Annotated in this window: 12 protein-coding genes and 1 CRISPR repeat array (1 of these 13 cut by a window edge); all 12 genes read right to left on the reverse strand. The window is 31.1% G+C overall.

What is annotated here, in order from left to right; genetic code table 11:
* Window positions 1-2,877: direct repeats of the CRISPR family, unit length 36 nt; unit sequence GTCATCTTCTAGCAAAATAATAGATGGTAGCAAAAC (it extends 196 nt beyond the left edge of the window).
* Window positions 2,878-2,915: 38 nt separating this feature from the next.
* The 12 genes from ACFOZZ_RS07710 to ACFOZZ_RS07765 all read right to left on the reverse strand — a co-directional run bounded on the left by ACFOZZ_RS07710 (window position 2,916) and on the right by ACFOZZ_RS07765 (window position 14,791).
* Window positions 2,916-3,794 carry a hypothetical protein gene (locus ACFOZZ_RS07710; protein ID WP_376815018.1) on the reverse strand — a complete coding sequence of 293 codons (879 nt, stop codon included), beginning with the start codon at window positions 3,792-3,794 and terminating at the stop codon, window positions 2,916-2,918.
* Window positions 3,791-4,099, reverse strand: coding sequence for a CRISPR-associated endonuclease Cas2 (gene cas2, locus ACFOZZ_RS07715; protein ID WP_376815019.1), 309 nt, complete (start codon window positions 4,097-4,099; stop codon window positions 3,791-3,793). The genes ACFOZZ_RS07710 and cas2 overlap by 4 nt, the downstream gene beginning before the upstream one ends.
* Before the next feature lie 4 nt (window positions 4,100-4,103).
* Window positions 4,104-5,003: a type II CRISPR-associated endonuclease Cas1 gene (cas1, locus tag ACFOZZ_RS07720; RefSeq protein ID WP_376815036.1), complete on the reverse strand. Its 900-nt coding sequence runs from the start codon at window positions 5,001-5,003 to the stop codon at window positions 4,104-4,106.
* A 109-nt stretch (window positions 5,004-5,112) separates the two neighbouring features.
* On the reverse strand, window positions 5,113-8,454 hold the full coding sequence (gene cas9, locus ACFOZZ_RS07725; protein ID WP_376815020.1) for a type II CRISPR RNA-guided endonuclease Cas9: 3,342 nt from the start codon (window positions 8,452-8,454) through the stop codon (window positions 5,113-5,115).
* A gap of 268 nt (window positions 8,455-8,722) precedes the next feature.
* A complete protein-coding gene (gene rpiB / locus ACFOZZ_RS07730) occupies window positions 8,723-9,178 on the reverse strand; it encodes a ribose 5-phosphate isomerase B (protein ID WP_289100409.1) in 456 nt (151 codons plus the stop codon).
* 1 nt (window position 9,179) lies between these two features.
* Window positions 9,180-9,833 carry a ribulose-phosphate 3-epimerase gene (gene rpe, locus ACFOZZ_RS07735; protein WP_376815021.1) on the reverse strand — a complete coding sequence of 218 codons (654 nt, stop codon included), beginning with the start codon at window positions 9,831-9,833 and terminating at the stop codon, window positions 9,180-9,182.
* A gap of 10 nt (window positions 9,834-9,843) precedes the next feature.
* Window positions 9,844-10,329, reverse strand: coding sequence for a PTS sugar transporter subunit IIA (locus ACFOZZ_RS07740; RefSeq protein WP_376815022.1), 486 nt, complete (start codon window positions 10,327-10,329; stop codon window positions 9,844-9,846).
* A gap of 71 nt (window positions 10,330-10,400) precedes the next feature.
* The gene (locus tag ACFOZZ_RS07745; protein WP_288686781.1) at window positions 10,401-11,141 is read right to left on the reverse strand and encodes a DeoR/GlpR family DNA-binding transcription regulator; all 741 of its coding nucleotides are present in this window, start codon (window positions 11,139-11,141) and stop codon (window positions 10,401-10,403) included.
* A gap of 63 nt (window positions 11,142-11,204) precedes the next feature.
* Window positions 11,205-12,569 (reverse strand): PTS transporter subunit EIIC, encoded by a 1,365-nt coding sequence (locus ACFOZZ_RS07750; RefSeq protein WP_376815023.1) that lies wholly within the window; start codon window positions 12,567-12,569, stop codon window positions 11,205-11,207.
* A gap of 2 nt (window positions 12,570-12,571) precedes the next feature.
* The gene (locus ACFOZZ_RS07755) at window positions 12,572-13,507 is read right to left on the reverse strand and encodes a sugar phosphate isomerase/epimerase family protein (protein ID WP_288686783.1); all 936 of its coding nucleotides are present in this window, start codon (window positions 13,505-13,507) and stop codon (window positions 12,572-12,574) included.
* A gap of 392 nt (window positions 13,508-13,899) precedes the next feature.
* Entirely contained in the window at window positions 13,900-14,526 is a 627-nt protein-coding gene (locus tag ACFOZZ_RS07760) for an SdpI family protein (RefSeq protein WP_376815024.1), read from the reverse strand.
* The gene (locus tag ACFOZZ_RS07765; protein ID WP_055232454.1) at window positions 14,513-14,791 is read right to left on the reverse strand and encodes an autorepressor SdpR family transcription factor; all 279 of its coding nucleotides are present in this window, start codon (window positions 14,789-14,791) and stop codon (window positions 14,513-14,515) included. The genes ACFOZZ_RS07760 and ACFOZZ_RS07765 overlap by 14 nt, the downstream gene beginning before the upstream one ends.
* Window positions 14,792-14,815 lie beyond the last annotated feature (24 nt).

The raw sequence follows: 14,815 nt of genomic DNA on the forward strand, positions 1-14,815 counted from the left end.
TGGTCATCTTCTAGCAAAATAATAGATGGTAGCAAAACATGGATGCTCCTCTACTGTCACTAGATTATGTCATCTTCTAGCAAAATAATAGATGGTAGCAAAACTGGTGCAGTGAAGGGTGCATCAGACTTCCAGTCATCTTCTAGCAAAATAATAGATGGTAGCAAAACGAGAGTGAAATGTGTGATTTTCTGAAATCTGTCATCTTCTAGCAAAATAATAGATGGTAGCAAAACAGATGCTATCATTCATCTTTGTGATGGGTAGTCATCTTCTAGCAAAATAATAGATGGTAGCAAAACAAGGCTTGTGCATATATTCATAATGACGGAGTCATCTTCTAGCAAAATAATAGATGGTAGCAAAACATGTAATACATAGTATAATTAACTCGTAAAGTCATCTTCTAGCAAAATAATAGATGGTAGCAAAACAGAGGAAGAAAAACAGAATATTGAAGAAGAGTCATCTTCTAGCAAAATAATAGATGGTAGCAAAACAAACAGGAAGTTGAGGGTAACTGCTATCAAGTCATCTTCTAGCAAAATAATAGATGGTAGCAAAACCTTAGTGATATATCTTTTTATAGGCTTTGTGTCATCTTCTAGCAAAATAATAGATGGTAGCAAAACTAGCCATCTTCCCCAAATTGAGCCAGTTAAGTCATCTTCTAGCAAAATAATAGATGGTAGCAAAACCAAGTGGATTAAAAAGCCAGACAGTATATAGTCATCTTCTAGCAAAATAATAGATGGTAGCAAAACAGAATAGGGAGGATTGCCGATAACTGCATCGTCATCTTCTAGCAAAATAATAGATGGTAGCAAAACACCTGTGCCGTTTTCCCACACCGTATACATGTCATCTTCTAGCAAAATAATAGATGGTAGCAAAACTAATAGGATATGTAAACAAACAAACAAGTAGTCATCTTCTAGCAAAATAATAGATGGTAGCAAAACGCAAATATCAGTTGAAATGGGATACAGTTGGTCATCTTCTAGCAAAATAATAGATGGTAGCAAAACGGAGGGCGAAAATAAGGACGTCGATAAGGCGTCATCTTCTAGCAAAATAATAGATGGTAGCAAAACAGATAGAGAAGTAATTAAGGTCGTAGTAAAGTCATCTTCTAGCAAAATAATAGATGGTAGCAAAACTTTTAGAACAGGAGAAGTAAAAAGCATTACGTCATCTTCTAGCAAAATAATAGATGGTAGCAAAACATGTGTGCCACTTTTCAACCTCTGACATGTGTCATCTTCTAGCAAAATAATAGATGGTAGCAAAACTATCAAAATTAGGAACTAGCCTAAATCCTAGTCATCTTCTAGCAAAATAATAGATGGTAGCAAAACTAATGAGTGCTTAGACGCTCCTGTGAATTTAGTCATCTTCTAGCAAAATAATAGATGGTAGCAAAACAAATATAAAGCGTACTGTCTTTGTCACGTAGTCATCTTCTAGCAAAATAATAGATGGTAGCAAAACTTAGAATGTGCAGCGGATGAGTTTTTAGGTGTCATCTTCTAGCAAAATAATAGATGGTAGCAAAACTGGCAGACACTGAAGTATTAAGTTTTACCCGTCATCTTCTAGCAAAATAATAGATGGTAGCAAAACCAACGAATTAACAATCTTTTGTACCTCTTCGTCATCTTCTAGCAAAATAATAGATGGTAGCAAAACAGTCTGATTCAATTCCTTTTGAAGGTCTTTGTCATCTTCTAGCAAAATAATAGATGGTAGCAAAACACCTTCAAGTGAAGAAGTCTTAGAAGCAAGGTCATCTTCTAGCAAAATAATAGATGGTAGCAAAACCCATTGGCACAACAGAATAAGTTTTATTCTGTCATCTTCTAGCAAAATAATAGATGGTAGCAAAACGCAATGGGTTTTCACCAAAAAGCCATTCGAGTCATCTTCTAGCAAAATAATAGATGGTAGCAAAACATCTAGGAATAACAATACGCTTTAGAACCTGTCATCTTCTAGCAAAATAATAGATGGTAGCAAAACGGATTATGCATTAGATTTAGCTGGCGATAGGTCATCTTCTAGCAAAATAATAGATGGTAGCAAAACGCAGTTGACCACTGTTACCATAAGTATTATGTCATCTTCTAGCAAAATAATAGATGGTAGCAAAACAGTAGTTCCTTTTTCGTCAACGTATCTTTTGTCATCTTCTAGCAAAATAATAGATGGTAGCAAAACGAAAAACATATGATATAATCATGTTGCTATGTCATCTTCTAGCAAAATAATAGATGGTAGCAAAACTGTAGAATTGACGGTCGTTTAAATTAAACTGTCATCTTCTAGCAAAATAATAGATGGTAGCAAAACGCGTGCTTTTTAACTAATACAGTTGTAGGAGTCATCTTCTAGCAAAATAATAGATGGTAGCAAAACCACGTACTATATATTTATATCTTTTGTTCCGTCATCTTCTAGCAAAATAATAGATGGTAGCAAAACGGCATCTGCTGGCACAGTCATGGGAGAATTGTCATCTTCTAGCAAAATAATAGATGGTAGCAAAACCTGTAAATATCTAATGTGCTTAATGTTTTAGTCATCTTCTAGCAAAATAATAGATGGTAGCAAAACCAAGCGCAATAAAAAAGAGAGATGAATTATGTCATCTTCTAGCAAAATAATAGATGGTAGCAAAACAAATGCAACAACAAGTAACAGCGCATCAAAGTCATCTTCTAGCAAAATAATAGATGGTAGCAAAACGGAAGTAACAGGACATACAGTAGTAACAAGGTCATCTTCTAGCAAAATAATAGATGGTAGCAAAACATATTCTTCTGCTTTTGTTCTTTTGTCTCTGTCATCTTCTAGCAAAATAATAGATGGTAGCAAAACCTTAAACTGATTTTATCACATAATTGAGATTTTAACTACTATTTATAATATGACATTAAGTTATTGATCAAGCTTACATGTTCCTTACTACTCAAATCCTTTAAATATTCGTTAATCATGTTTTTTATATCCTCCAATGTATATAAGTTGGTCGATTTCTCATTCACAATATAATAAACCATTTCTTCATTCGCAAAATCTAAGAAATAATCTTCTTCAACACATATATTTTCTATTTCTATATCCCTTACTGTTTTAGAAAAAACTAAACAATATACTCTATCTTTGGACATTTCATCTATCTTATTTTTTATCTCATCAGTAATAAGAGGAATATCAATAAATAGAATAAAATAAGAATACTTCTTAGAATGAACCGCAATATAATCAATCATATTTAACTGTAATATGATCAAGTCCTCATATGATAAATCATATTCGTCCTTATAAGATTCATCTTCATAATAGTGTGCTGTTACTAGCTTAGTGAGTAGTTTAGGAGAATATGTCGAGAATTCACTTTGCACAAATGCATTTTCACTTACTTCATCTGACAGTGATTCAACAAGTATATTCAACGTGTTAAGTGTATCCATATAAATAACATCTGAATATAGAGTTTCCAAATACTTAAGCATAAGAGACTTTGTGCTAAGTTTTGCATCATCATTAATAGAATAGTTTTCAGTCACTTCATAAAAGAATGTGTTTTTCTTATCTACCGGACTATCATCTATTTTAAAATAACATTCACTACCAATCTCTTCTCTGTATCCACTTACTGTTTTATTAAAATACTGTCTTACAGCTTGTTTAAGATAATATTTATTCATCGCATTAGACCCTAGTACATACTTTGTATGATCAATAATAATAGTTCTATTAATATTCCCACTACTAATCAACAATTGTTTCATAGTTCTATAAAGCTTTCTGCATTTACAGTTACTTCCTGTAATGATTTACCACCTACAATGATTTCTATCTTTGCATACTGTTTTTCTGTTACTACGAGTATTCTTATTTGTCCTTCTTTAGGAACATTCTTTCTAAGGATATTCACATGTTTTATTGCAGCTTCTCTATTCGCAAATATCTTACAATATACCGAAAACTGCATCATCATATATCCATTCTTAATAAGATATTTTCTGAAAACGTTATATGTATGTCTTTGTTTAGGTGTCATTACTGGAAGATCAAAAAATAGTATTAAACGCATAAACTCATATTTCATTATCGTATGCAATTGGGAATGGGAATAGTATTTCATTAGATTGATCATCAATAAATCTAAAGATTGAATCAAGGTATAGATTAATCGCATTTCCTATTGTCTGCTTTCTATTATCTATATTAATTTTCTTATTTGTTAGGTCTATCAATTCTTTTTTATGTGCTGTTTTAAACAATATTTCATCTAATAGGTTGTTATAAACATAATCATCTACTATCGGTCTAAACACTTCTATTATGTCATCACTTAGATTAAAACTGTTTTGTTTACCTCTATGGAAAAATGCAAGATTAGGTAAATAACCTTTACCTACAATAATAGATGTAATAAGTGATCTGAATATACTATAACCATAATTCAATCCAGCATTCACAACATCTTCATCCATTCTCACGAAATCTTCTCCATACATTTCTCGAAAATACATCTTAGATGCAAGACCTTCTCTGTTTGTAACATCTCCATTTAATACAGTTTCACTGTATTCTTTTAATTTACGTACTACTTCTTCACTCTTATGATTTTTTCTTAATATGATGTATTGGTTTATTATTTTGTGTTTTACGATTTCTTTATGTAAAATCTTTTTTATTTCATCTGTCCATTCTATTTGTTTCGCTATATTACCACTTGTGGCATAATTCCCATTCATTGGTAATATATACGTCTTTGGAAGATGATCAACACCACAAAGAATAGTACAAACATTCTTTTCAGTTAATTTATTCATTAGGGGAACTGTTAAATAAGCTTTATAATTATCAATAACTAGAATCTGAATATCTGCAACAGGAATAAGAATATCTGTATTTTCCTTTTCTACCTTTAAATTATCAAGATAAAGATGCAGATGTTCAGCCTGGGATATATATATGACCTTGTAACCCATAAACAATATAAAAAGAAAAGGCTCCTTATAGGAGCCGAATCCGGGATAAACCCTTGTTTTGCTAGATCATATATCATTTTGCTAGAATATAACCTGTTAATAGTATACCCTATTTAAACTCCAATTTCAAGTTATTATCTTTAACTTCATATAGATTTCCTAGAACATCAGTTGCATATTTACGAACATTTAGTAATGGATTAACTGCAACCATAAGTTGTTTCTTTGATTTTGTATATAGTGGTTTTACTTCAATATTATTTCTGGCATCATTATTTGTCGCAGTAAACTTAACTATTTCAGGTGTCATACCATCATGATACTTAGTATTACCATCTAATTCTGTAGAATCATCATAGATATACTTCTGGCCTTCTTTCTTCACTATTCCAACTAATTCATCATGATGCAAGGAACATAAGAATATAGCTTCATCACTTATTTGTTTCTTGGCCTTTTCTGCTTGATACCAATCTCTATCAATACAATATAATCTTATTGATTCTTTGAAAGAAACATCTTTGTATCTAATAGTTACCATCTTTATCTTTCCATCTGTATCACGATAGAAATCTGTTCTATAAGGGCTAATCTGTTTTAAGATGACTTTTTTACCATGTTTGGTATCATAATTCTTACTGATATCAATATGATTACCTAACTTTTCAGCATAATACTTAATACAAGTAATTTCAGGGCCATTCCCTTTCTTAGAGAATTTACGAATCTTACCAAACTCTTCTTTATAAGCAGTTAATGGGTTTTCTCCCTTCAACTTAACACCTTTCTTATCCTTTACATATTGTTTAGGATCATCTTTGAATGTTTCATAGTGATCCAATACAATTCTTGTAATCTCCTCAAATGTTGCCGGATCCTTTTTAGCCATAATATATTTATCTTCTGCCTTACCATTCACAATATCTTCTACTAGATTCTTGAACTTTGGATCATAGATATCTTTATACTTCTGAACTAAGATTTCTTCACCATTTACCACTCTTGTAGAATAGATTGTTTCATCTGCAACCTGTCTATTTGGTTTAGTATCTACTTTATGAGATATCTTGATTGGTGCATATGCCAATTGATTTCTAGTCATAATACCTCGATAGTATTTATTACTTTCATCATAGATATTCTTTAGTGTTGAGATAAACTCAATATACTTAGGATCAAAGAATTCTTCTTTACCAGGAACTTTCTTGATTTCTCCTGTATCTTGGTCATATAAATCTTTTAATTCATACTTTGCGAGACAACCATTAAGAAGTCCCATAGTCTTTACTGATGCAATGATGAGTCCATCTACTGCATGGTGCAAATAATCTTCTTCACGTTCTTTTGGTAAGTTAATCTGTGTTCTGAACTTATGAGTAATATTACCATTTAGTGTAAATACCTTTGTAGGTATTTCATTCGCTTTAAAGTAGTCTGTTAAGGTATTTAATACCACTCTATTTGCGTAACTTGTATCAATCAAGTTACGTGCAATAAACTTCTGCACAACATCCATCTTAGTAATATCATCTTTATACAATAAGTAGTTTTTCTTTCTTCTAGAGAATCTCTTAGAAGTCTGCACAACAGAAATATATTTCTGTAAATCACCACTTAATCCTAGGGTAGGATTATCAAATAAATGCTTATTATAAGCATCGATTGGTGTTCTATTACCTTTTGCTTTATTTTCATTGGCAGTCGCAAGAATTTTGTTGTTATAAGAGTCATCTAACGAAATAGAAATTGGAATAATATGATCTATTTCTGTATAACGTGGATTAGTTATAACTTCCCCTAAACTTAGAGGTTCTAGTGTATACGCACTCTTTCCATCCTGTTCCAAATATAGTCTGACTTTCATCTTAGTCTTACCATTAATCTTATCAGGATTATAACCATTTTCCTTTAGTAGCTTATCTACTTCTTTATTCTTCTCTTCATAGAACTTCTGTCTATTATTAATGATCTTTTTTTGATCAGCTGAATTTTTTTCTCTTGTCATTTCCACTACAATTGTATCGAACTCACCATATTTTCTTCTTAATGCATTAATTACCTTAAATGTTTCTCTTTGTGCTCTTTTAGTTACTGGTGAAAGAATAGCAGTATCATCTGCTTCAATAGACTTTTTCCCTTTTAATGCAGATACATCTTTACCTTTATGAATCTGCTGAATCAACTGCATCTGGTTGTAATTAGAAACATACATTTCTTCATTTAGTTCTCTCATAGCCTTTAGAGATAAACTATGATAGTTCGCAATACCGTCTAAATTTGCAAGTTTTTCCACAGTTTCATCAGTAATCAATGAAGAATTAACAAGATTCAATAATTGTTTTCTTTCTTCAATACCTTTTCTATTTGTAAGAATTTCTATGATTTGATCTAATACTTCATAGTCTTCAAGAGAAATAGTTTCTCCACAATCTTTAAAACATTTCTTTAACTTTGCATATCCTTTAAATTCACTCTTTAAAGGATTTTTCTTTTTATCAATTCTAAATCCAGAAATATTAGATAAATCAGTTCCAAGGATTTTTGCAATATCTTTTGGCTCAACTTTTGCTTTCTTAGTTACAATCTTAAATACCTCATCCTTCTGATCCATTGTAATCTTCTTATCACCATTATAAGTAAGATTATTTAAATCATTCAATAGGTTAAAGATATCACTAGTCACAGCTAATTTAGGTGCACGAGGTTCATCAGGATAAACACTACATTTACCTCTCATTTTTTCAATCAAATCAATTGGTTCTTTCTGATTTGCTTCAATATAACGGCCATAAGGTGTTGGTGACTTCTGGCTACCTGGACCTTCATAGTAAGCACGCTTTCTAGATACAATCTGTACAATTGCTTCACATGCTTCTTCTGATAATTCCTGATGACTTAGTATTTCCTTTAATTCTTTAATGTAATCTTTTGTTTTAAAGTTATTATGATGTCCTCTAATAGATTTTCCGCTATCAAGCAATTCTAACTGTAGTTCACAAATATATTTACCATCTGCTAATTTCTTAGAGTTAGCCTGTAGTATTTCTTTTAATTCACCAGTTTCCTTACTTGCTTCTTCTGTATCATCTACAGTCTCAATTGTGCTTCCTCTTCTTTTAGTAATATGCAATATTGCAGTCGCAAGTTCATCATTACTTAACTTCTCTTTTAACCCTTTAACACGTATTTCATACACATTATCCAATGAATGAAAATCACCATTAATAATTCCCAAAGATTTCAATAAATGTTTCATATCATTAAGTCTAGTTGCTTTACGTGATATAAGTCTTCTATGCCCTCTTGTAGTACGACGTGTTTCGTTTTCTGCAGCAGTACCTTCTTTAAATAGTCTTACCCCATAATCTACGAATTCATACTTATCAATATCGATTACACCATATCCGACACTAGTTATCCCTATGTCTAATCCCAAAACTAATCGTCCCATATTTTTACCTTCTTTCTGTAATCATTAATATAATTCTATCAAATCACAACAACAACCACAATCAGCACATATTATATTTTACAATAATAGCACTTCTACTTCTTACTATTATTATACTCCTATTTAAAATACTTTTTCTTAGTTACCCCTCCGACAGCGCCTTTTTAAAGGCACTTACTAAATTTTTCTCTTTTTTTTAATGAATTTCTCGTTATTTCTGTTAAAAAACAAAAAAATTCCTATCACTGAGTGATAGGAACAATTCATATTATTTATTCTTTTGTCTCTCTTCAATTTCCTTCAACATATCAATTCTTACTTGATGTCTACCACCTTCATACTCACCACTTAACCATGCATCTACAATCATTTTAGCAAGTTCAATACCTACTACTCTTGCCCCAAAAGCTAACATATTAGTATTATTATGCTGTCTAGATAATAATGCACTGTAAGGTTCACTACAAGTCACGCATCTAATACCATTCACCTTATTAGCCGCTAATGAAATGCCTACACCTGTACCACAGATTACAATTCCTTTATCAACTTCTCCACTTACAACTGCATTTGCGACTGCTTCTCCTGATACTGGATAGTTAAATCTTTCTGTACTATCTGTACCGTAGTTGATTACTTCGTATCCATACTTATCTTCAATATATTTTTTAATTTCTTTTTTATATTCTACTGCAACATGATCATTACCAATTCCAATCTTCATTTTAAAGACCTCTCAATTCATCAATAATTTCTTTATAACTCTTATCTTTCCCAAATAACGCACTTGTACCTAAAATAAATCCTTTAACACCAATTTCAGATAAATCATGTATCTTTTCTGGTGAACAAGCACCATCGATCATAACATCATAACCACCATAGTTATTTGACTCATCGACAAACTTCTTAAATTTAGGTGTTACAAAATCTAAATATTTCTGACCAGCAAATCCCGGATTAACACTCATCAACATAACATAATCACATAGATGTAATAGTTCTTTGACTGTTTCAAAAGATGTTCCTGGATTGACTGCAATTCCTGATTTTACACCTGCATCTCTAATCATTTGTAATGTTCTACAGGCATGAGGATCAGTTTCTGGATGTATATAAATAATATTCACTCCTAGCTTTGCAAATTTATCTATATATTTTGAAGGATTTTCGATCATCAAATGGACATCACAAGGTTTAGTTGCTGTTTTACAAATATACTCAATATCCTGTAATCCCATCCCAAAATTTGGAACAAAGCTTCCATCCATCACGTCTAAATGGAATATATCAATTCCACATTTTTCAAGATTCTCTATTTCATCTTTTAGTGATGAAAAATCAGCACACATCATACTTGGACATAATAACTTTTCCATATAGAAACTCCTATTTTTGAATTTCAATAATAGTGTCGTCTACTGTCTTATTTCCTTCACAAGACTTCACAAAAGAATATTCCTGAGTATTAGTGATTACAAATAAAACAGTCGTATCATATCCTTCATTTTTTATACTATCAAAATCAACTTCTAAAAGCTTATCTCCTTTTTTTACTTTATCACCTTGTTCTTTTAATGCATTAAAATACTTCCCATTTAATTCAACTGTATCAATACCTACATGAATAAGAATATCAACACCATCGTCTGAAGTAATACCAATAGCATGTTTAGTAGGGAAAAAAGTTTTTATTTCACCATTTACTGGAGATACAAGAGTATTTTCTTCAGCAATTATACCTACTCCTTTTCCTAATCCTTCTGACTTAAATAATGGATCATTTGTTTTAGTTACATCAATGACATCACCTTTTACTGGTGAACAAATTTCAAAATTTTCTTTTTTCTTAGCTCTAAATTTATCAAATATCATCTTATTTCTCCTAATTTTAAAAGCGAGCCCACCATTAGTGACTCGCTTTATTTCTACATTACAACTTCAATCTATAATTCAGTAATTATTGAAACTTTTTCATTCAATTTTGCATCATTTTTATCCGAAATTACAATCACATCATCTAGATCAAATGCCTTTACATTAGATAGTTTATGGAACTTAGAACTGTCGCATACAAGATAAACTTGATCAGAATGTGCTTTAACCATTTTCTTTTTAGTCGCTTCTTCTATAGTAGGTGTTGTTACACCTAGTTTTTCATCGATCCCATTTGCGCCCAAGAACGATTTATTGAAATATAAGTTTTTCAATAAATCTTCCGTAAATGGTCCTGTCATTGAAGAAGTTACTGGATTATATCGACCACCAAGCACATATATATCAGCTACTATATTCTCTTTCACAGAAAATATATCTGCATTGGTTGTATATATTGTTATTTTCTTTTCTACAATGTATTGAAGAATCATTGTGCATGTTGATCCAGAATCAATATATATTGTATCTCCATCAACAATCAATTCACTTGCCATTCTAGCAATTTTATCTTTCTTTTCACTTTCTAGTGTGTTCTTTGTTGATATTGGTATTTCACCGATAGTTGAGATTTTTTTAAAAGCACCTCCTGAGAATGATTCTATTTTTCTATTTTTCTCAAGTTCTTTTAAATCTCTTCTTAAAGTTGATACAGAAACATCATCAAATATTTGTTGTAATTCGTCTATTTTTACAAGATCTCTTTCTTCAATAATACTTAAGATTTTCTTTTGTCTTTCATATGGAATCATATTAAATACACCTGCTTCTTTCTTTATTAGAATAGCATATTTTCTATGATTTATAAAACAATACTAAGCGAGTTTGTCGTCTTTATCTGTAAAAATATATCCTAGTACTGCACCTACTACAGTAGCAATTAATAAACCGATTGCACCATTAATAACATTTGTATTATTAGTAATAAATGCTGGGAATGTTGTAACACTACCGAATACGAAAGCATTTGTAACAACCTTCATTAATCCTAAATAAGCGCCACCTACTGCACCACCAATAATCTGTGCTAGGAATAACTTCTTATTTTTAACTAACATACCAAATAATGTTGGTTCGATAATTGCTGATAATGCAATTGTAATAACACCTGTTAATGAGAATCCTTTTAATTTTGGATCTTTTGCCTTTAAATAAACACCAATAGCTGTACCGATTACTGCAAAGTTACATGCAAATGTTAATGGACAAATATAGTCATAACCAAACTGAGAAATATTATTAATCATGATTGGATTAACTGCCCAATGCACACCAAAGCTTACAAGGACACTCCATCCACCACCAATTAAGATACCTGTTAAAACACCACTACGTTCGATCAACCAGTTAACTACATTCGCAATACCTTCACCAACATAAACACCGATTGGACCAATAACAATTAATGATAATGGAACCATAACTACTAATGAGATAAGTGGTAAAATAACCAATTTTAATGTTTCTGGAACTTTTCTATCTAAGAACTTATATAAGTATGAATATACCCAGATTGCAATAATGATTGGTAAAACAGTAGAATTATAATTCATTAAAACTGTTGGAATTCCGAAGAATGAAGTCACTGCTCCATTACCAACTTTACCCATTAATGCAATTAAATCTGGATGAATCAAAGCAGCCCCGATAAGTGCTGAGATATATGGACTTGCTCCAAATCTTTTACCTGATGTAAACGCCAACAATACTGGCAAGAAATAAAAGACTGCCATAGATGTTGAAAATAAAATTGTATAAGTACCACTACCTTCTTTAATAAGACCTAGTTGTACTGAAAGAATTAATAAACCTCTTAAAATTCCTGATCCAGCTAAAGCTGGTAATAATGGTGCAAAGATGGCAGAAATTGCTGAGAAAATTCTGCTGATGACACCTTCATCTTCATTACTTTCTGCCATTTCGACATTCCCACTACCTTTTACTAATTGTTCGAATTCTTCAAAGACATGAGGCACTTCAATACCAATAAGAACCTGGTACTGTCCTGCTTTATTAATAACATTCACAACACCATCTACAGATTTAACTTTTTCATCATCTGCTAATGTTTCATCTTTCAAGTTTAGTCTTAAACGTGTAGCACAATGAGACATATTTGAAATATTTTCAACTCCACCAACATGTTCAAGAATACCTTTTGCTGTTTCCTTATAATTCATTATTATTTTCCTCCTTTAAAAAATTCAAGCATTAACTTACTAGCAGCAATAGCATCATTTTTATCAATAATAGATTGAATATAATCTAATCCAACCTGATCAATCAAATCATTCATATACTTGATCATTTCAATGTTTCTTTCACATTCCGCTGCAGCTTCTTCAATAACTGGGAATGTATCAAAATAAATTGCATTTTCATAACCATGCTTTTTAAAGTAATAAAGCATTTCTAATGTTTTAAATGGTGTTGATGTCCCAATCATTAGACCATCATCATGTACACCATAACCATCGTTCAAATGAATACCATATAATTTCTTTTGACTTCCAAAAATATCTGCTGCAAATGCAGGATTTTCATGTTTCATTAACATATGACAATAATCTAAAGTTACACCAATGTTATCTCTATTAATATCATTTAACATCATTCCTGTAACACCCATTGAGTCAATAAACGCATAAGCTCTTTCTTCATATGGTTTATATTCGATACTGATTAGTAAATCTGGTGCATAATCACAAACTTCCTGGAATGCATGAACTAACTGGTCCCATACCTTTTTGTAATTAATCTGGAAACTGTAATCAAATCCATCAAATCCTAACCAAATTGTAATAACTTTTCCACCTACAGCTCTACAATAGTCTACAGCTTCTTTACATAACTGAAGAGCATCACCAGCAATCTGAGGATCAGAGTTTCCTAATTCACCATTGATGAATTTCCCTCTGAATCGTAATGCTACACCATTTAATTTTAAATCATATTTTTCTAACAATGATTTCATAGTGTCTGCATCATATCCATTTACATGTTCTGGATAATTTAGATCAACATATCCTAATCCTACCTTTTTGAAATCAGAAAAAGTTTTTTCTAAATCATAACCTTCAATTCTTAAATATGAATTAATCCTTGTCGCTAATTTCATCTATTTTCTTCCTCCCTTTGACAGCTTCAATATTATCACAGGAAGAATGCGTTTTCAATCATTTTTATTCATATTTTTCCATTTATTTTCACTTTTATTCATTTTACTGCCTATTTTTATGAATATTTTTGAATATTTAGGGGTGCTTGGACGCATATTTATGATAAATCATGAAAAAATATGATTCATTTTCATTCGAATGATATTAACATCTGTATATATCCTAAAATTTAGACATAAAAAAAGATCACCTACGGTGATCATGGTAAGGAAATCGGATTTTAGTATGAGCTATTCCCTTACCCATTCATTACTATACACTACTTTCTTATTTTATGCACCTTTTTGCAGTTTTAGAAAAAACTATTGAAAAAAGATTTAGTGGCATACCACTAAATCCCCTTCTTGTACAAGCTATAGCTATATCCAGAACATAGTAAAATAGATATAAGTATAATACCTAAACCAATAAACATATAACCTAACATACTAAAGATAATATACAACATTCCACTCAATACAAACACATAACCAGAAAATCTATGTGTACGTGACCAGTTCTCATCACTATTTAATGCCCATGAAGTACGAATACCTATAGTATAGTTTCTTTTTATTTTAGGTAAGTAATTACCTAAAATAATAAAGATGAAGCCTATTACTATATTCATAATAAATGTCATATCAAAACGATAGCCTAGATTATATGTAATAATAAGTAGAGTGACCATCAAACATATTAATGGACAGATCATCAATACAATTCTTAATCCTATATCTGGTATATTACTCTTCTTAGGATCCTTGAATGTCATAAAAGCACAGAATATATGAAGCAATAACATACATGCCCACATACCATATAAACCTAAGAACTTATTCATATACCCATCAGGTGTACCATGAAAATCAAAGTGTGTTGCGACTTGTGCAGGTAACTTATTATAAGTCACTAATATACATACAAGTGGCAACAGAAATAATACCAAACTAAACTTAAACCATTTATTCTTCAACATCATCATTTCCTCCTAAAAAAGACTTAAAATACAACAACATTTCTTCAAACACAGTCGCATTAATTTCATAATAAATATAATTCTTATCTTTTTCTTCTCTTATTAAGTCTGCAGATTTTAATATCGATAAATGATATGAGACAGTTGCCTGTGTCATATCAAATTGTGCAGCAATATCTCCCGCAGACATCCTTCCTTTCTTTAATAAGTTAAGAATATCTCTTCTTACTGGTGCACTAAGTGCTTTAAATGTCTTCTCAAACATATGTTCACCGCCTATTTAGATAAC

It is taken from the genome of Catenibacterium sp. GCM10023432, assembly GCF_042651925.1.
In the GTDB taxonomy this organism is placed as follows: Bacteria; Bacillota_I; Bacilli_A; order Erysipelotrichales; family Coprobacillaceae; genus Catenibacterium; species Catenibacterium mitsuoka.